Origin of the sequence: Plantactinospora sp. B5E13 (assembly GCF_039871775.1) — a bacterium.
Lineage (GTDB): Bacteria > Actinomycetota > Actinomycetes > Mycobacteriales > Micromonosporaceae > Plantactinospora.
In genome coordinates, this window is the sequence record NZ_JBDPLT010000008.1 from 65,110 (window position 1) to 82,483 (window position 17,374).

Annotated in this window: 17 protein-coding genes; 12 read left to right on the forward strand and 5 right to left on the reverse strand. The window is 70.9% G+C overall.

The annotated features are described in order from the left end of the window. Positions 1 to 5 precede the first annotated feature (5 nt). Positions 6 to 1,931 carry a fumarate reductase/succinate dehydrogenase flavoprotein subunit gene (locus tag ABGB05_RS09955; protein ID WP_347652925.1) on the forward strand — a complete coding sequence of 642 codons (1,926 nt, stop codon included), beginning with the start codon at positions 6 to 8 and terminating at the stop codon, positions 1,929 to 1,931. Then, positions 1,931 to 2,998: a succinate dehydrogenase/fumarate reductase iron-sulfur subunit gene (locus ABGB05_RS09960; RefSeq protein WP_347652926.1), complete on the forward strand. Its 1,068-nt coding sequence runs from the start codon at positions 1,931 to 1,933 to the stop codon at positions 2,996 to 2,998. Before ABGB05_RS09955 ends, ABGB05_RS09960 begins: the two co-directional genes overlap by 1 nt. A gap of 94 nt (positions 2,999 to 3,092) precedes the next feature. On the opposite strand, the gene ABGB05_RS09965 is transcribed toward ABGB05_RS09960, so the two are convergent. Further along, positions 3,093 to 3,485, reverse strand: a complete 393-nt coding sequence (locus ABGB05_RS09965) for a (deoxy)nucleoside triphosphate pyrophosphohydrolase (RefSeq protein ID WP_347653072.1) — start codon at positions 3,483 to 3,485, stop codon at positions 3,093 to 3,095. Between the two features lie 265 nt (positions 3,486 to 3,750). Here ABGB05_RS09965 and ABGB05_RS09970 point away from each other — a divergent pair, with 265 nt between their 5' ends. Then, positions 3,751 to 4,062 carry a 4a-hydroxytetrahydrobiopterin dehydratase gene (locus tag ABGB05_RS09970; protein ID WP_347652927.1) on the forward strand — a complete coding sequence of 104 codons (312 nt, stop codon included), beginning with the start codon at positions 3,751 to 3,753 and terminating at the stop codon, positions 4,060 to 4,062. 53 nt (positions 4,063 to 4,115) lie between these two features. Next, a complete protein-coding gene (locus ABGB05_RS09975; protein WP_347652928.1) occupies positions 4,116 to 4,478 on the forward strand; it encodes a PH domain-containing protein in 363 nt (120 codons plus the stop codon). Between the two features lie 123 nt (positions 4,479 to 4,601). On the opposite strand, the gene ABGB05_RS09980 is transcribed toward ABGB05_RS09975, so the two are convergent. Beyond that, the gene (locus tag ABGB05_RS09980) at positions 4,602 to 4,895 is read right to left on the reverse strand and encodes a DUF1905 domain-containing protein (RefSeq protein ID WP_347652929.1); all 294 of its coding nucleotides are present in this window, start codon (positions 4,893 to 4,895) and stop codon (positions 4,602 to 4,604) included. Positions 4,896 to 5,035: 140 nt separating this feature from the next. Between ABGB05_RS09980 and ABGB05_RS09985 the strand changes: the two genes are divergently transcribed. Both ABGB05_RS09985 and ABGB05_RS09990 read left to right on the forward strand, forming a co-directional pair. Next, positions 5,036 to 5,620, forward strand: coding sequence for a Uma2 family endonuclease (locus ABGB05_RS09985; RefSeq protein WP_347652930.1), 585 nt, complete (start codon positions 5,036 to 5,038; stop codon positions 5,618 to 5,620). A 158-nt stretch (positions 5,621 to 5,778) separates the two neighbouring features. Continuing rightward, the gene (locus ABGB05_RS09990; protein WP_347652931.1) at positions 5,779 to 6,186 is read left to right on the forward strand and encodes a hypothetical protein; all 408 of its coding nucleotides are present in this window, start codon (positions 5,779 to 5,781) and stop codon (positions 6,184 to 6,186) included. A 33-nt stretch (positions 6,187 to 6,219) separates the two neighbouring features. Here ABGB05_RS09990 and ABGB05_RS09995 read toward each other — a convergent pair whose 3' ends face one another. The 3 genes from ABGB05_RS09995 to ychF are packed head-to-tail and all read right to left on the reverse strand — an operon-like array spanning position 6,220 to position 7,981. After that, entirely contained in the window at positions 6,220 to 6,615 is a 396-nt protein-coding gene (locus tag ABGB05_RS09995) for a PIN domain-containing protein (RefSeq protein WP_347652932.1), read from the reverse strand. Next, positions 6,612 to 6,851 (reverse strand): hypothetical protein, encoded by a 240-nt coding sequence (locus ABGB05_RS10000; RefSeq protein ID WP_347652933.1) that lies wholly within the window; start codon positions 6,849 to 6,851, stop codon positions 6,612 to 6,614. The genes ABGB05_RS09995 and ABGB05_RS10000 overlap by 4 nt, the downstream gene beginning before the upstream one ends. Before the next feature lie 44 nt (positions 6,852 to 6,895). Then, positions 6,896 to 7,981, reverse strand: a complete 1,086-nt coding sequence (gene ychF / locus ABGB05_RS10005; protein ID WP_347652934.1) for a redox-regulated ATPase YchF — start codon at positions 7,979 to 7,981, stop codon at positions 6,896 to 6,898. 190 nt (positions 7,982 to 8,171) lie between these two features. Here ychF and ABGB05_RS10010 point away from each other — a divergent pair, with 190 nt between their 5' ends. The 6 genes from ABGB05_RS10010 to valS all read left to right on the forward strand — a co-directional run bounded on the left by ABGB05_RS10010 (position 8,172) and on the right by valS (position 17,353). Next, entirely contained in the window at positions 8,172 to 9,665 is a 1,494-nt protein-coding gene (locus ABGB05_RS10010; protein WP_347652935.1) for an AlkA N-terminal domain-containing protein, read from the forward strand. Continuing rightward, entirely contained in the window at positions 9,662 to 10,213 is a 552-nt protein-coding gene (locus ABGB05_RS10015) for a methylated-DNA--[protein]-cysteine S-methyltransferase (protein WP_347652936.1), read from the forward strand. The genes ABGB05_RS10010 and ABGB05_RS10015 overlap by 4 nt, the downstream gene beginning before the upstream one ends. A 47-nt stretch (positions 10,214 to 10,260) precedes the next feature. Further along, positions 10,261 to 12,093 (forward strand): ABC transporter ATP-binding protein, encoded by a 1,833-nt coding sequence (locus tag ABGB05_RS10020; RefSeq protein WP_347652937.1) that lies wholly within the window; start codon positions 10,261 to 10,263, stop codon positions 12,091 to 12,093. A gap of 47 nt (positions 12,094 to 12,140) precedes the next feature. Continuing rightward, a complete protein-coding gene (locus tag ABGB05_RS10025) occupies positions 12,141 to 14,000 on the forward strand; it encodes an ABC transporter ATP-binding protein (protein WP_347652938.1) in 1,860 nt (619 codons plus the stop codon). Positions 14,001 to 14,063: 63 nt separating this feature from the next. Beyond that, a complete protein-coding gene (locus ABGB05_RS10030; protein ID WP_347652939.1) occupies positions 14,064 to 14,717 on the forward strand; it encodes a hypothetical protein in 654 nt (217 codons plus the stop codon). Positions 14,718 to 14,740: 23 nt separating this feature from the next. Further along, positions 14,741 to 17,353 (forward strand): valine--tRNA ligase, encoded by a 2,613-nt coding sequence (gene valS / locus ABGB05_RS10035; protein ID WP_347652940.1) that lies wholly within the window; start codon positions 14,741 to 14,743, stop codon positions 17,351 to 17,353. Positions 17,354 to 17,374 lie beyond the last annotated feature (21 nt).

The following is a 17,374-nucleotide window of genomic DNA, read 5'->3' on the forward strand; positions in this document are numbered from 1 at the left end:
CTGACATGACTACCCGAATCGAACGACACCACTACGACGTCGTGGTCATCGGTGCCGGCGGCGCCGGTCTGCGCGCGGCGATCGAGGCCCGGCTCGCCGGGAAGCGGACCGCGATCATCTCCAAGTCGCTGTTCGGCAAGGCCCACACGGTGATGGCCGAGGGTGGCGCCGCCGCCGCGATGGGGAACGTGAACTCGCGGGACAACTGGCAGGTGCACTTCCGGGACACCATGCGGGGCGGCAAGTTCCTCAACAACTTCCGGATGGCCGAGCTGCACGCCAAGGAGTCGCCGCAGCGGATCTGGGAGCTGGAGACGTACGGTGCGCTCTTCGACCGCACCAAGGACGGCAAGATCTCGCAGCGCAACTTCGGTGGCCACGAGTACCCGCGGCTGGCGCACGTCGGTGACCGTACCGGGCTGGAACTGATCCGTACCCTGCAGCAGAAGATCGTCTCGCTGCAGCAGGAGGACAAGCGGCAGCACGGCGACTACGAGGCCCGGATCAAGGTCTTCGCCGAGACCACCATCACCGAACTGCTGCTGGACGGGGACCGCGTCGCCGGCGCGTTCGGCTACTACCGGGAGTCCGGCGAGTTCGTGCTCTTCGAGGCGCCGGCGGTGGTGCTGGCGACCGGCGGTGTCGGCCGGTCGTACAAGGTCACCTCGAACTCCTGGGAGTACACCGGAGACGGGCACGCGCTGGCCCTGCGGGCCGGCGCGACGCTGATCAACATGGAGTTCCTGCAGTTCCACCCGACCGGCATGGTCTGGCCGCCCTCGGTGAAGGGCATCCTGGTCACCGAGTCGGTCCGGGGTGACGGCGGCGTGCTGCGCAACTCCGAGGGCAAGCGGTTCATGTTCGACTACGTCCCGGACGTCTTCCGGAAGCAGTACGCGGAGACCGAGGAGGAGGCGGACCGCTGGTACACCGACCCGGACAACAACCGGCGCCCGCCGGAACTGCTCCCCCGCGACGAGGTGGCCCGGGCGATCAACGCCGAGGTCAAGGCCGGTCGGGGCAGCGCGGCCGGTGGCGTCTACCTGGACATCGCCAGCCGGCTGCCGGCCGAGGAGATCAAGCGCCGGCTGCCGTCGATGTACCACCAGTTCAAGGAGCTGGCCGACGTCGACATCACCAAGCAGCCGATGGAGGTCGGCCCGACCTGCCACTACGTGATGGGTGGCGTCGAGGTGGAGCCGGACAGCGGTGCCGCGCACGGGCACGTGCAGGGTCTGTTCGCCGCCGGTGAGGTTTCCGGCGGCATGCACGGCTCCAACCGGCTCGGCGGCAACTCCCTGTCTGACCTGCTGGTCTTCGGCAAGCGGGCAGGTGGGCACGCGGCGTCGTACGCCGAGGGGCTCAGCAAGCGCCCGAAGGTGTCGGCGGCCGACGTCGAGACCGCGGTGGACCGGGCGCTGGCCCCGCTGGAGCGCGACGGCGGGGAGAACCCGTACAAGCTGCAGCAGGACCTCCAGGCGGTGATGGGCGACCTGGTCGGCATCATCCGACGCAAGGGCGAGCTGGAGGACGCCCTGGTCCGGCTCGCCGAGCTGCGCGACCGGGTGAACAAGGTCAGCGTCACCGGCGGACGCCGGTACAACCCGGGCTGGCACCTCGCCCTCGACCTGCGCAACATGCTTGTCGTCTCGGAGTGCACCGCGAAGGCGGCGCTGGAGCGCGAGGAGTCGCGCGGCGGGCACACTCGGGAGGACTTCCCGACGATGGCGCCGAAGTGGCGCACCGTCAACCTGGTCTGCTCGCTCGACGGCGACAAGGTGCGGCTGGAGCACAAGCCGCTGCCGAAGATGCGCGCGGAGCTGATCCGGCTCTTCGACCGCACCGAGCTGGGCAAGTACCTGACCGAGGAGGAGCTGGCGGAGTTCGACGCCCTCTCCGCAGAGGCGCACGCTGAGGAGGCGGCCAAGTAATGGGCACCCAGGACGCGACGGCCAACGCCGGCACCACCCGGCACTTCCGGGTCTGGCGGGGCGACGAGACCGGCGGGGACCTGACCGACTACCAGGTGCAGGTCAACGAGGGCGAGGTGGTCCTCGACGTGATCCACCGGCTGCAGGCGACCGAGGCGCCCGACCTGGCCTGCCGGTGGAACTGCAAGGCCGGCAAGTGCGGCTCCTGCTCCATGGAGATCAACGGCATGCCCCGGCTGGGCTGCATGACCCGGATGTCCACCTTCGACGAGACCGAGACCGTGACGATCACCCCGTTGCGGACGTTCCCCGTCATCCGGGACCTGGTCACCGACGTCTCGTTCAACTACGAGAAGGCCCGGGAGACCCCGGCGTTCGCGCCGCCGACCGACCTGGCGCCGGGCGAGTACCGGATGCAGCAGGTCGACGTCGAGCGGTCGCAGGAGTTCCGGAAGTGCATCGAGTGCTTCCTGTGCCAGAACACCTGCCACGTGGTCCGGGACCACGAGGAGAACAAGGAGGCCTTCTCCGGCCCGCGGTACTTCATCCGGGCGGCTGAGCTGGACATGCACCCGCTCGACACCAAGACCGACCGCAAGGAGTACGCGCAGGCGTCCCAGGGCCTCGGCTACTGCAACATCACCAAGTGCTGCACCGAGGTCTGCCCGGAGCACATCAAGATCACCGACAACGCGATCATCCCAATGAAGGAACGCGTCGTCGACCGGCGGTACGATCCTCTTGTGTGGTTGGGCAGCAAGATCTTCCGACGCGGGCAGAGCCAGGCCGAGCAGCCGACGCCGCGTGATCCAGACCAGCTCGGCGAGGCGCACTCGCACGCCGGCGGGTCCCACGATGCGCAGGCCGAGGCCGAGGCCGAGCGGGGTGTGCACTGGGACCGGCAGGTGCCCCAGCCGCAGGCTCCGGCGGTGGACTCCCGGGGTCGCCTCCCGATCAGCGAGTTCACCTTCGACAAGCCGGCCGCGCCGTCGCCGTTCGGCGAGGACGTGACCTTCCCGATGCCGGCGCAGGATCTGAACTACGCCCACCCGGAGCAGAAGGACTGATTTCTCTCGCGGAGCGTACGAGGGCCGAGGCGATGCCGGCGGCCCTCGTACGCTCTGCGGGTTCTCCGCCGGCACCCGGTCCGGGTCCGCGCCGTCAGGCGGTCTCGGCGGCCAGTACCGGGCGCAGCGCGGCCACGATCGGCACGTCCGCCGGCAGCCAGGGGACGCTGTCCAGCTCCTCCGGACGCAGCCAGCGCAGTTCGGCGTGCTCCAGCGCCCGGGGCTGGTCGTTCCCGACCAGCCGGGCCAGGTACACCCGGAGCACCGAACGGCCGTGGCCCATCGGCACGTCGCGGCCGACCCGGTCACCGATCTCCACCCGTACGCCGAGTTCCTCGGCGCACTCCCGGACCAGCGCGGCGATCTCCGTCTCCCCGGGCTCGACCTTGCCGCCGGGGAACTCCCAGCGGCCGGCGGCCTCTGGCGGACTGGACCGCTCGCAGCCGAGCACCCGCCCGGCCACGATGATCGCCGCCCCCACCACAATCCGGGGGTCACGCCTTCCCCGCCCGGCAAATCCCCCATCCGGCACGGGATGGCCGCTACCACTCGCCCGTTCGTCACGCACGAGCATCCAGCGTGCCAGATCAATCGGGAATTCGGGTACCGGAGCCGTCCCCACGGTCAGCAGAACACGGAAGGGTGGACGTGGACACACCAGCCGCTCAGCGACAGACTAGGGAACACCGACCGAGACACGGGATGGCGACGATTTGGCCACAAGCCGGCAACGACGCCTGGGAGGTATGGCGATGCGTGCTCTGTGGGGTGGCCGGGTGGACCGCGACTACCTGAGTGACGCACTCACCTTACTGGGCGACTGGACCCGTGAGGGTCAGCAGATCAGACGGACCCTGGTACTCGACGACACCCAGCACGCGGCGCTGACCGAACGCGTGAAGATCATCGCGGACGCCCTGCACCTGCGCCCCGAGATGCGCCGCCTGGACGGTCACACCCAGATCAGGATCGGTTGCCGGGACGGCGAGGAACTCACCGAGGGTGAGGTCACGCTCGCTGCCCGGATCGAGGAGGTCTACCGGGCCGTGACCAGCAACAGCTGACCCGCCATCGAGCGATGTCAGGCCGGGTGGCGCGGCGCGCCTAGCCTGGGGTCATGACCAACATCGCCTACGACCGTCGGGAACAGCTTCAGCAGATCCAGAGCGGGCTGCTCGACGGGGAGCAGGTCATCGCCGTCTACGACGCGATCGGCACCGGCACCGGCTTCATCGGGCTGACCGACCGACGCGTGATCATCCAGGACAAGTCGTTCGTCGGCAAGAAGTACGCCATCACCAGCATTCCGTACGCGAAGATCACCAGCGTGAGCGTGGTCAGCAACAAATCCTGGGGCGGATCCTTCTTCTCCACCGGCGCGATCGCGATCCACGTCGGCACCCACACGTACGAGGTCGAGTTCCGGGGTGACAAAAAGAGCCACCACGTACACAACGTGATCCTGCACTACATCTCGTGACCGCCGGGCAGTCAGGCCAGCACCACCGGTTCGGTCAGGACAGCAGGGGGCGCCAAGGCGTACGGGCGACACCGGATGCCGAACGAGGGTCGGGCTTTCCTCATCCCACCGCCGGCAGCCCCGTCAACGCTGCTCGTTATCGCGCCATGCGGGACGCAGCGTCACCGCCACGGCATCGCCCTCGCCCAGGTCTTCGGCCTGTCTGACGGCAGCCTTGACCGGTACCAGATAACGGCCCACCCTGGGGAAAAGGGCCGTCCTGAACCCGGTGCCACCGATCACGACGTGCACCGGAACCTGGCCCCAGTAGATGAGTGACCGCGCCTCTTCCCTGAGTTGGGCGCTGTCGGACTCGGGCATGGCCACGAAAAAGTACGGTGCCGGGCCACGCCACTCGATGATCTCGCCGTCGAACACCCACTCCACGGTGAATCATTGAACCAGCTCAGGGTTGGACCCGTCGCCTCGCCAAGGACCGCCGGTCCGGTGAACCATCAGGGCGGACGGCGGCGCACCAACACTCCTGAGCCACGGTTACCGAATGCTACGGTGGCCGCATGACCGCGGTGCCGGAGTGGATGCGCCCGCCTCGCCTTGAGGGGTGGTACGCCGACGACCTCGATCACCTTCCCGAGGCGCCCCGCCACACCGAGCTGATCGATGGAGCACTCGTCTTCATGATGTCCCCGCAGCGGGCTTGGCACAGCCGGGCTGTCTCCGCGTTGCTGTTCGCCCTCACGGAACAGGCTCCGGATGGTGTCGAGGTCGAACGGGAGATGACGATCCGGCTCGACAGACACAATCGACCCGAGCCCGACCTCCTCGCTACGCGGGCGCCGTGCTTCGACCCGGACCGTACCTTCTACACACCCGACCAGGTACTCCTGGTCGTGGAGGTGGTCTCGCCGGAGTCGGCACACCGAGATCGCACGGTCAAGCTGCGCAAGTACGCGGAAGCCGGCATACCGAACTACTGGCGTGTCGAGGACGAGGGTGGATCACCGGCGATCCACGCCTACGAGCTCGACGAACCCACCCGGTCGTACGTGCCGACCGGTATCCATCGGCACGAACTGCGCACCACGACACCGTTCGCGATCAAGCTCGACCTGGACGGGCTCGTGCCCGGCCGAAAGAGCTGAGTCGGGCGCTGACTCTCGCCAACGGGTCAGCGCAATCGGGCACGGCGTACGTCGTTGTCGGACCGGTCGCCCACGTAAAGGGCGAGGACTACGTCGCCCACGGACGCGGACGGTGTCCCGAGCCGAACGACCGCGATCGGGTTGGCTAGCGTGTCGCCGTGGACCACACGGCACGGTTGATCACTCGAAGCTGCACCACCGGCTGGGCGGACTGGATCCATGGAGAGCTGTGGTTGCTTCCCGACCTGCTGGTACGACGTCGCCTGACCCTCAAGGCCACCCGTGCCAACAAGAACCTTCCCACGGTGTCCCAGCCGCTGCCCGAAGTAGAGGCGGCGTCCCTGGACCTGAACGAGATCGCCGACGCCCACCGGACCAACAAGGTTCTGGCGTTCGACGCCGTAGCTGAGGCTCGGCTCCATCGCGGCATTCTCACGGACCGGCTGGCGCTGAGAATGCGCGATGGCAGCCGCCACAAGCTGCTGTGGCTGAGAGTTGATCCCGCGTACGAGGTCCTGTGTCAGGCACTCGGCGAGCCGCTGGGTCACCGCCTCAGGGAAGACTGATCCCGGCGCAGGGGCTGCTGCCGGAGAAGCCACTCACAGCCCGATGATCCGAACCCGCTGCCCGCACAACTTGGCCATGTCATCGACATCGGATGTGAGGACCGCTACCGGCGCGGCTAGCCGGAGTGCCACCTCGGCGACCATGGCGTCGATGGCGTATCTGTGCCCATGCAGCCCCGCCGCCTTCAGTAGCTCCGCACTGCGACGGGCACTCTCCTTCGTCACCGGCTCCACCCGGATCCGGGACAGCAACCAGCTCAGCCGTGCGACGTCCACACCCGGGTGGGAAACTTCGATGACCGTCGCGGCCGACATGGCGAGATCGACTCCGTCACGTTCCGCCTGCTCCAGCAGACGCATCACTTTGCGATCCCGGTCGATCCACCCCGAGAGACCCTGCGAGTCGAGCACCAACGACTCCAGGCTCACGCCGCACGGTCCCTCTCCTCGGCCCCCTGCAGGAGTGCCCGGGTCTCCGCCATCTCCGCGTCGGTGAACGCCCCGAACTCCTCCTGGTAGCGGTCCAGATCCTCGCGCAGAAGCCTGCGCCGCTCGGCTCGCTCGGCCAACTCGGTGAGGTAGCCGGAGACGTTGTCGGTGTGCGTTTTCATGCTCTCCAACAGCTCCACCGGCAGGGTGATCGTGACCTTCCTCGTCCTCGCCATCGATCGACCATACCACGGTATTACCGCATGACGACGAGCTTGACTCAGACGTTGAAGCGGAACTCCACCACGTCGCCGTCCTGCATGACGTAGTCCTTGCCCTCGATCCGTACCTTGCCGGCGGCCTTGGCGGCGGCCATCGAGCCGGCCGCGCTCAGGTCGTCGAACGAGACCACCTCGGCCTTGATGAAGCCGCGCTGGAAGTCGGAGTGGATCACCCCGGCGGCCTCCGGCGCGGTCGCCCCGATCGGGATGGTCCAGGCCCGGGTCTCCTTCGGCCCCGCCGTCAGGTACGTCTGCAGCCCGAGCGTCCGGAAGCCGACCCGGATCAGCTGGTCGAGACCGGGCTCGGACTGGCCGATCGACTCCAGCAGCTCCCGGGCCTCGTCCTCGGGCAGGTCGGTCAGCTCGGACTCGACCTTGGCGTCCATGAAGATCGCCTCGGCGGGGGCGACCAGGGCCCGCAGCTCGTCCAGCAGCTCGGCGTTGGCCAGCTCGCCCTCGTCGACGTTGAAGACGTACAGGAAGGGCTTGGTGGTGAGCAGGTGCAGCTCGCGCAGCTCGGCCACCTCGATGCCGGCGTTGGCCGCACCGGCGTACAGGGTGACCCCGGTGTCGAGCAGCTCGGCCGCCTTCTTCGCGGCGGTGACGGCGGCGTTGCGGTCCTTGCGGACCTTCGCCTCCTTCTCCAGCCGGGGCAGCGCCTTCTCGATCGTCTGCAGGTCGGCGAGGATCAGCTCGGTGTTGATCGTCTCGATGTCGTCGCCCGGCGAGACCTTGCCGTCGACGTGCACCACGTTCGGGTCGGAGAAGACCCGGACCACCTGGCAGATCGCGGCGGCGTCCCGGATGTTGGCGAGGAACGCGTTGCCGCGCCCCTGCCCCTTCGAGGCACCCCGGACCAGGCCGGCGATGTCGACGAACGACACCGGCGCGGGAATGATCTTCTGCGAGTCGTGGATCTCCGCGAGCCTGGCCAGCCGGTCGTCCGGCAGCCCGACCACCCCGACGTTCGGCTCGATGGTGGCGAACGGGTAGTTCGCCGCGAGGACGTCGTTCTTGGTCAGCGCGTTGAAGAGCGTGCTCTTGCCGACGTTGGGCAGGCCGACGATGCCGATGGTTAGGCTCACGGGCGGCCAGTCTACTGGTCAGCGGACCGGCGCCGTACCGACGTCCGTCCGCCGCCGGCGCACCGGTCCGGCGGCGGTTGCCCGTCGGCACCACCGTCGACCTCGCCGAGCATGCCGGTCGGCACCGCTGAGCAGGCACAGGTCCGAATCCCGCCAGTCAAGCCGGCCGCTGCGCGGCACCATCGAAGGCGTGGAGTGGGACTTCGAACGGTGCTACCGGGCGGTCGACAGCCGAGACCCCCGGTTCGACGGCTGGTTCTACACCGGTGTGTTCAGCACCGGAATCTACTGCCGACCGTCCTGTCCGGCGGTGACCCCGAAACGAGAAAATGTCCGGTTCTTCCCGTCGGCGGCCGCCGCCCAGCGGGCCGGCCTGCGGGCCTGTCGACGGTGTCGGCCCGACGCCGCCCCCGGCTCGCCGGACTGGAACACCCGGGCCGACGTGGTCGGGCGGGCGATGCGGCTGATCGGCGACGGGGTGGTGGACCGGGAGGGCGTACCCGGGCTGGCCGGGCGACTCGGCTACACCGAGCGGCACCTGCACCGGATGCTGGTGGCCGAGGTCGGCGCCGGGCCGCTGGCCCTGGCCCGGGCCCAGCGGGCGCAGACCGCCCGGATCCTGATCGAGACGACCGGTCTCGGCCTGGCCGAGATCGCCTTCGCCGCCGGGTTCGGCAGCGTCCGGCAGTTCAACGAGACAATCCGCGAGGTGTACGCGGTGTCGCCGTCCGAGCTGCGCGCCGGCCGGACCCGCCAGCGCGGCGGAACGTCACCGAACCCGGACCCCTCCGGCACCGTCGGCGCGATCAACCTGCGGTTGGCGTACCGGCCGCCGCTGCACGCCGACGCCCTGCTGGAGTTCCTCGCCCTCCGGGCCGTACCCGGGGTGGAGAAGGTGACCGGTGGCACGTACCGGCGCGGGCTGCGGCTGCCACACGGACCGGCCACCGTCGCGCTGACCCCGCTGCCCGGGCACGTCGCGGCCGAGCTGCGGCTGGCCGACGTACGGGACCTGGCCCCGGCGGTGGCCCGCTGCCGCCGGCTGCTCGACCTCGACGCCGACCCGGACGCGGTGGACGGGCTGCTCGGCGCCGACCCGGCGCTCGCCGAGGCGGTGGCGAAGGAGCCCGGGGTCCGGGTGCCCCGGGCGGTCGACGGCTTCGAGATGGCGGTCCGGGCGATCGTCGGCCAGCAGATCTCGGTCGCCGGCGCCCGTACCACGCTGGCCCGGCTGGTCGCCGCCGCATCGGCCACGCCTGACGAGGAGGACGGGGCGGGCGAGGAGGACGGGGCGCCGGAGCCGGCGCTGCGGCCGTTCCCGTCCGCCGCGCAGATACTGGCGCTGCCGGACTCCGCGTTCGGCATGCCGGCCAGCCGGCGGGCGACCATCCGGGCGGTGGCCGGGGCGGTCGCCGCCGGGGACCTCGACCTCGACCCGGGCACCGACCGGGCGGAACTGGTGCGGCGACTCGTCGCGCTGCCCGGGATCGGGCCGTGGACCGCCGGCTACGTCGCGCTCCGCGCCCTCGGCGACCCCGACGTCTTCCTCGCCACCGACCTCGGCGTACGGCACGGCGCCGCCGCCCTCGGCCTCCCCAGCACCCCGACAACCCTCGACGCGTACGCCGAACGGTGGCGCCCCTGGCGCTCGTACGCGGTGATCAGACTCTGGAGAACACAGTGAGTGAACTGCACAGCGCCACCGTCGGCACCCCGGCCGGCCCGTTGACGGTCCTGGCCGACCCGGCCGGCGTGGTGTACGCCGCCGGCTTCCGCACGGACGGCGAGGAGCTGCTCGGCCGGGTGCATCCGCGACTGCGCCGGCCGGTCCGGGACCGGGCCGACCTCGGTCCGGTCACCGCCGCAGTACGCTCCTATCTGGACGGTGAGCTGGCCGCGATCGACGAGGTGCCGGTGACCCAGCACACCGAGGGCGCCTTCATGGCGTACGCCTGGCAGACGTTGCGGGAGGTCAAGCCGGGTGCGCCGGTGACATACACCGGTTTTGCCCACCTGGCCGGGCGTCCCAGCGCGGTCCGGGCCGCCGCGGCGGCCTGCGCCCGCAACGCGGTCGCGCTCTTCGTTCCCTGCCACCGGGTGCTGCGCACCGACGGCGGACTCGGCGGCTACCGCTGGGGCCTGCCGGTCAAGACCTGGCTGCTCGACCACGAGCTGCGCGCGACCGGCGCCACCCCACCGGTGCCGTCCAGGACGGAGCCGGCGAACAGCTGACAACAACATGACTCAACCGGCGTCGATGTTTACCGTACCGTCGGGGAATGGCCCCGGATCGTGACGACGAGCCCAGGGTTGGACCGGCCTCCCGGAAAGCACGCCCGGCACCCGTCCGGCTGCCCCGCAACCTCTGGCGACTACGCCACTACCTCCGCCCCTACCGGAGTCAGCTCGGCTGGCTGCTGATCGCGGCGTTCGCCGCGACCGGGGCGGGGATCGCGGTACCACTGGTGATCCGGCAGGTGGTGGACGGGCCGATCGCCGACCGCCACCCCGCCGGGGTGCTCCAGCTCGGCCTGCTCGCGCTGCTGCTCGGGCTGGCCGAGGCGTTCCTGATCTTCATACGGCGGTGGGCCCAGTCCTCCTCGGCCGTCGGCATGGAGACCAGCATCCGCGACGACCTCTACGCCCACCTGCAACGGCTGCACATCGGCTTCCACGACCGCTGGCAGTCCGGCCAACTGCTCTCCCGGGTCACCAGCGACCTCTCGGTGATCCGCCGCTTCCTCTCCTTCGGGCTGCTCTTCCTCATCGTCAACACCACCACCTACGTCACCGTGGTGGTGCTGCTGACCACCCTGCACGTCGGGCTCGGCCTGCTGGTCGCCGCCGGCACCGTGCCGCTCTTCCTGGCCAGCCGGCGGTTCACCCGGGCCTACCTGGTGGCGGCCCGCCGGCTCCAGGACGAACAGGGTGACCTGGCCACCCTGATCGAGGAGTCGGCGCAGGGGATGCGCACCGTCAAGGCGTTCGGCCGCCGGCCGGAGATGGTACGTCGGTTCGCCACCGGCACCCGGCAACTGCACGACACCGCGACCGGCAAGGGCCGGCTGCTGGCCCGGACCTCGGCCCAGTTCGACCTGCTGCCCAACCTGACCCTCGGCGCGGTCCTGGCCGCCGGCGCCGTCGCCGTGGCACACGACGCCCTCACCATCGGCGAACTGGTCGCCTTCGTGACCCTGCAGCTCATGCTGATCTGGCCGATCGAGTCCCTCGCCTGGATCATCGCCAACGCCCAGGAGGCGATCGCCGCCGCCGACCGGATCCACGAGGTGCTCGACACCCGGCCGACGATCGTCGACCGGCCCGGCGCGGTGGCCCTGGCCGTACCCGGACCGACCGACCCCGGCGGGGCGCTGCGGTTCGACGGGGTCCGGTTCGGCTACCCGACCGGGCCGGCGGTGCTGCGCGACGTCGACCTGACCGTCGAACCCGGCGAGACACTGGCCATCGTCGGTGCCACCGGCTGCGGTAAGACCACCCTGCTGTCCCTGGTTCCCCGGCTCTACGACGTGACCGCCGGACGGGTCACCCTGGACGGGCACGACGTGCGGGACATCCGACTCGACTCGCTGCGGCAGCGGGTCGGGGTCGCGTTCGAGGAGGCCACCCTCTTCTCGATGTCCGTCCGGGAGAACCTCACCCTCGGCAATCCCGACGCCGACGAGGACGAGATCCGCGCCGCGCTCGGGGTGGCCCAGGCCGATTTCGCGTACGACCTGCCGTGGGGGCTCGCCACCCGGATCGGCGAGCAGGGGCTCTCCCTCTCCGGCGGGCAGCGGCAGCGGCTGGCCCTGGCCCGGGCCGTCCTCGGCCGGCCCCGGGTGCTGGTCCTCGACGATCCGCTCTCCGCCCTCGACGTACACACCGAGGCCCTGGTGGAGGCGGCGCTGGCCCGGGTACTGCGGAACACCACCGCGCTGCTGGTGGTGCACCGACCGTCGACGGTGGCGCTCGCCGACCGGGTCGCGCTGCTCGCCGACGGTCGGATCGCCGCCGTGGGCACCCACAGCGAACTGCTCGGCACCGTACCGGCGTACCGGGCGGTACTCTCCGCCACCGGCGACGCCGACGAACTCGGACTGGTCCGGTCGTGACGCCGACCGGAGCAGCTGACGGCGTAGCCGACGGACCGGCCGCCGGTGTGGCTGACGGCGTGGCCGTCGACGGGGTGGCCGGGTGGCGGGGCGTCGCCGCCGACCCGGGCGCGGACCGCACCGCCGCCGAGAGCGACACCGCGCAGGGCCTCCGCCGGCTCCGGGTCCGCAGCCGGGTGCTGCTCGGCTCGCTGATCCGACCACACCGGCGGCTGATCGCCGTCGCCGTCGCCCTGCTGCTGGTGCAGAACGCGGCCGGTATGGCCGGCCCGTACCTGGTGATGCTCGGCATCGACCGGGCCATCGGGCCGCTGCGCGCCGGAGATCCGGGGCCGCTGCTCACCGTCGCCGTCGCGTTCGGGCTCGCCGCGCTCACCGAGTACGCCGGCAAACGCGGTTTCCTCACCCTCTCCACCCGGATCGGCCAGGCCATCCTGCTCGACCTGCGCCGCCGGGTGTACGACCACTTCCTGCGCCTGTCGGTCAGCTTCCACGAGCGCTACACCTCGGGTCGGCTGGTCGCCCGGCTGACCAGCGACATGGACTCGATCGCCGAGTTGGTCGACGGCGGCATCGACGACCTCGTCCTCGCCGGGCTCTCCATCGTCTCGGTCGCCGGCATCCTGCTCTGGCTGGACCCGCCGCTGGCCGCGGCCACCCTGCTGGCGTTCCCGTTCCTGCTCTGGCTGTCCCGCTGGTTCGCCCGCGCCTCCGCGCACGCCTACCGGCGTACCCGGGAGGCGGTGGCGCTGGTGATCGTCCACTTCGTCGAGTCGCTCGGCGGCATCCGGGCCGTACAGGCGTTCCGCCGCGAACCCCGCAACCAGCAGATCTTCACCGTCGTCAACGACGACTACCGGCGGGCCAACCTGCGGGCGTTCCGGCTGCTCGCCGTCTACTCCCCGGCGATCAAGGTGATCGGCAACGTGACGATCGCGGTGGTGCTGACGTACGGCGGCACCCGGGTGCTGGACGGCGGAATGGAGATCGGGGTACTCGCCGCGTTCCTGCTCTACCTGCGCCGGTTCTTCGAGCCGATGCAGGAGCTGAGCCAGTTCTACAACTCGTTGCAGTCCGCCACCGCCGCGCTGGAGAAGCTGGCCGGGGTGCTGGACGAACGGCCGGAGGTGCCGGAGCCGGCACACCCGCGTCCACTGCCGACCGATCCGCCACGCGGGGCGGTCGAGTTCCACGCGGTCGGCTTCGGCTACCGGCCGCAGACCACGATCCTGCCGGAGCTGACCCTGACCATCCCGGCCGGCCAGACCGTGGCGCTGGTCGGGGCGACCGGGGCCGGCAAGTCGACGGTGGCCAAGCTGGTCGCCCGGTTCTACGACCCGACCCGGGGCGTGGTCCGGCTGGACGGCGTCGACCTGCGCGACGTCGCCGACGACGAGCTGCGCCGGGCGGTGGTGATGGTGACCCAGGAGAACCATCTCTTCGCCGGGTCGGTCGCCGACAACATCCGGTTCGGCCGGCCGACGGCGAGCGACGCCGAGATCATGGCCGCGGCCGACGCCATCGGGGCGCACGACTTCATCACCGCGCTGCCCGAGGGTTACGCCACCGACGTGCACCGGCGCGGCGGCCGGCTCTCCGCCGGGCAACGCCAGCTCGTCGCGTTCGCCCGGGCGTTCCTCGCCGACCCGGCCGTGCTGATCCTCGACGAGGCGACCTCGTCGCTCGACATTCCGAGCGAACGGCTGGTGCAACGGGCGCTGCGGACCATCCTGGCCGACCGGACCGCGATCGTGATCGCGCACCGGCTCTCCACCGTCGAGATCGCCGACCGGGTGCTGGTCCTGGAGGGCGGCCGGGTGGTCGAGGACGGCCCACCGGGGAGCCTGGTGGCCCGGGGCGGACGCTACGCGGCCCTGCACCGGCAGTGGCGGGACTCCCTGGTGTGAGCGACCGTGTCGTACCCGTACGGCAGCATGCCGGGCACCAGATCCGGAAGGGGACGGACACCGATGGTCGTACGGGTACTGAGCCGACGTCGGTCGGCGGCGGCGATCGAGGCGGCGGCGCCCGGCGCCCTGGTGCTCGACGTGACCTCACGTGGCCCGCAGCCCTGGGTCCGGCTCAGCCCGTTCTATCCACACGGCAACATCCCGGTGCCGCTGACCCCCGGGGTCCACGCCGAGTCGGTCGAGGGGATCTGGCAGGCGCTGAAGGTCTTCGAGGGTGCCGACGTCGACCCGGGCAAACTGCGGGTGACCAGCATGACGGGCCTGAAGCGGACGGTACGCCGGTACGGCCCGGTGCGTGGTCACCGGGCCGGTCTGACCGGTCGGACGCTGCTCGGCTACGCCGAGGCGCGACGTCGGATCTACCTGCCGGCGTACCGGTGGGTGTTGGAGCACCCGGCCGCCGACCTGGTCACCGAGCTGCGGCGCCTCGCCGCCGAACGGGACGTGGTCCTGCTCGACTACACCACGAACGGTGACGTCGCCGACGAACGCAGCCCGCTGTCGCACGCCGCCCTGGTCCGCCGGTTCCTGCTCGACGACTGGCCCACCGGATCCGCCACCCCGGACCGACCGGCGGAACCGGAGCGACCGGCGGAACCGGGTCGACCGGCGGAACCGCTGGCCAGCGGCGGTAAAACAGCTCTCGGCCGGTGAGACCGCTCCCGTACCATCGGCGGATGACCGATACGGAGCGGCACCACCGCACCGGGGTCCCGGAGCGGCCCAGCCTGGACGGGCTGGCCGAGAAGTGGGCACCCCGCTGGCAGGAGGAGGGCACCTACGCGTTCGACCGGAGCAGGACCCGCTCGGACGTGTACTCGATCGACACCCCGCCGCCGACCGTATCCGGCGAACTGCACATGGGGCACGTCTTCTCGTACACCCACACCGATCTGGTGGCCCGCTTCCAGCGGATGCGCGGCCGGACCGTCTTCTATCCGATGGGCTGGGACGACAACGGGCTGCCGACCGAACGTCGGGTGCAGAACGTCTACGGGGTGAAGTGCGACCCGACACTGCCGTACGACCCCGCGTGGCAGCCGCCGAAGCGGCCGGTCAGCGACGAGGCGCGCAAACAGCCGGTGCCGATCTCCCGACGCAACTTCGTCGAGCTCTGCGAGCAGCTGACCGCCGAGGACGAGCAGGCGTTCGAGGCGCTGTGGCGGCGGCTCGGGCTGTCCGTGGACTGGTCGCTGACGTACACCACGATCGGGCCGGTGGCCCGGGCCGCCGCCCAGCGGGCGTTCCTGCGGAACCTGGCTCGGGGTGAGGCGTACACCGCCGAGGCGCCGGCGCTCTGGGACGTCGGCTTCGGCACCGCGGTCGCCCAGGCCGAACTGGAGGACCGGGAGCGCCAGGGGGCGTACCACCGGTTGCGGTTCGAGGTCGTGGCGTCGGGGCCGGGCAGCACCGGCACCGCTGCGGCGCCCGGGCCGGGACGCGACGAGCGGTACGTGCACATCGAGACGACCCGCCCCGAACTGCTGCCCGCCTGCGTGGCGCTGGTCTGCCACCCGGACGACGAGCGGTACGCCGACCTGGTCGGCGGCACCGTCACCACCCCGCTGTTCGGGGTCGAGGTGACGGTGTACCCGCACCCGCTGGCCGACCCGGCGAAGGGCAGCGGCCTGGTGATGGTCTGCACCTTCGGCGACCTGACCGACGTGACCTGGTGGCGGGAGCTGCGGCTGCCGACCCGGGTGGTGATCGGCCGGGACGGACGGCTGCTCCCCGAGCCGCCGGAGGCGGTGCCCGCGCAGCCGTACGCACAACTGGCCGGGCTGCCGGTGAACGCGGCCCGGCGGCGGATCGTGGAGCTGCTGACCGCCTCCGGTGACCTGGTCGGCGAGCCGACCCCGGTGACCCACCAGGTGAAGTTCTACGAGAAGGGCGACCGCCCGCTGGAGATCATCTCGACCCGGCAGTGGTATCTGCGCAACGGTGGTCGGGACGCCGAACTCCGGGCCGGACTGCTGGCCCGCGGGCGGGAGCTGAACTGGGTGCCAGCGCACATGTGGCACCGCTACGAGCACTGGGTGAGCGGCCTGACCGGCGACTGGCTGATCAGCCGGCAGCGCTATTTCGGGGTGCCGTTCCCGGTCTGGTACCGGCTCGACGACACTGGCGAGCCGGACCACGCCCAGCCTCTCACGCCGGACGAGTCCGCGCTGCCCGTGGACCCCACCTCGGACGTGCCGGTCGGCTACGTCGAGGCGCAACGTGGCCAGCCGGGCGGCTTCGTCGCCGACCCGGACGTGATGGACACCTGGGCCACCTCGTCGCTGACCCCGCAGATCGTCGGCGGCTGGGAGCGGGATCCGGACCTGTTCGCCCGGGTCTTCCCGATGGACCTGCGGCCCCAGGGGCAGGAGATCATCCGTACCTGGCTCTTCGCCACGCTGGTCCGGTCGCACCTGGAACACGGCGTGCTGCCCTGGCGGGACACGATCCTCTCCGGCTGGATCCTCGACCCGGACCGGAAGAAGATGTCCAAGTCCAAGGGGAACGTGCAGACCCCGATGGGCCTGCTCGACGAGCACGGCCCGGACGCGGTCCGGTACTGGGCGGCGAACGGCCGGCCCGGCACCGACCTGGCCTTCGACCCGGCCCAGATCAAGGTCGGCCGGCGGCTCGGCACCAAACTGCTGAACGCGTCGAAGTTCGCCCTCGGTCTCGGTGCCGCCGACGCGCTGCGGGCGCCGGCGACCGAGCCGCTGGACCGCGCGATGCTCGCCCGGCTCTCCGCCGTGGTCGCCGACGCGACCGCCGCGTTGGACCGGTACGACCACACCGACGCGCTGCAGGTCACCGAATCGTTCTTCTGGACGTTCTGCGACGACTACATCGAGCTGGTGAAGGAGCGGGCGTACGGCGAGGGGCCGGGCGCCGACTCGGCCCGGGCCGCGCTCGCCGCCGCACTCTCGGCGCAACTGCGACTCTTCGCCCCGTTCCTGCCGTACGTCACCGAGGAGGTCTGGTCCTGGTGGCGGTACGGTTCGGTGCACCGGGCACCCTGGCCGACGACGTACGAGGTCCAGCGGGTGGCCGCCGACGGCGACCCGGCGCTGCTGGACCTGGCCGGCGCGGCACTGACCCAGGTGCGGCGGGCGAAATCGGAACGCAAGCTCTCGATGCGGACCGAGGTGCCGCTGGCCGAGGCCCTGGGACCGGCGGCGCTGCTGGAGCAGCTCGCCACCATCGCCGGTGACCTGAAGGCGGCCGGCCGGATCGGCAAGCTCGACTTCCTGCCCGACCGTACGCCGGAACTGGTCATCGCCTGCGCGTTCTGACGAGTGTGCGGAAGGGGCCGG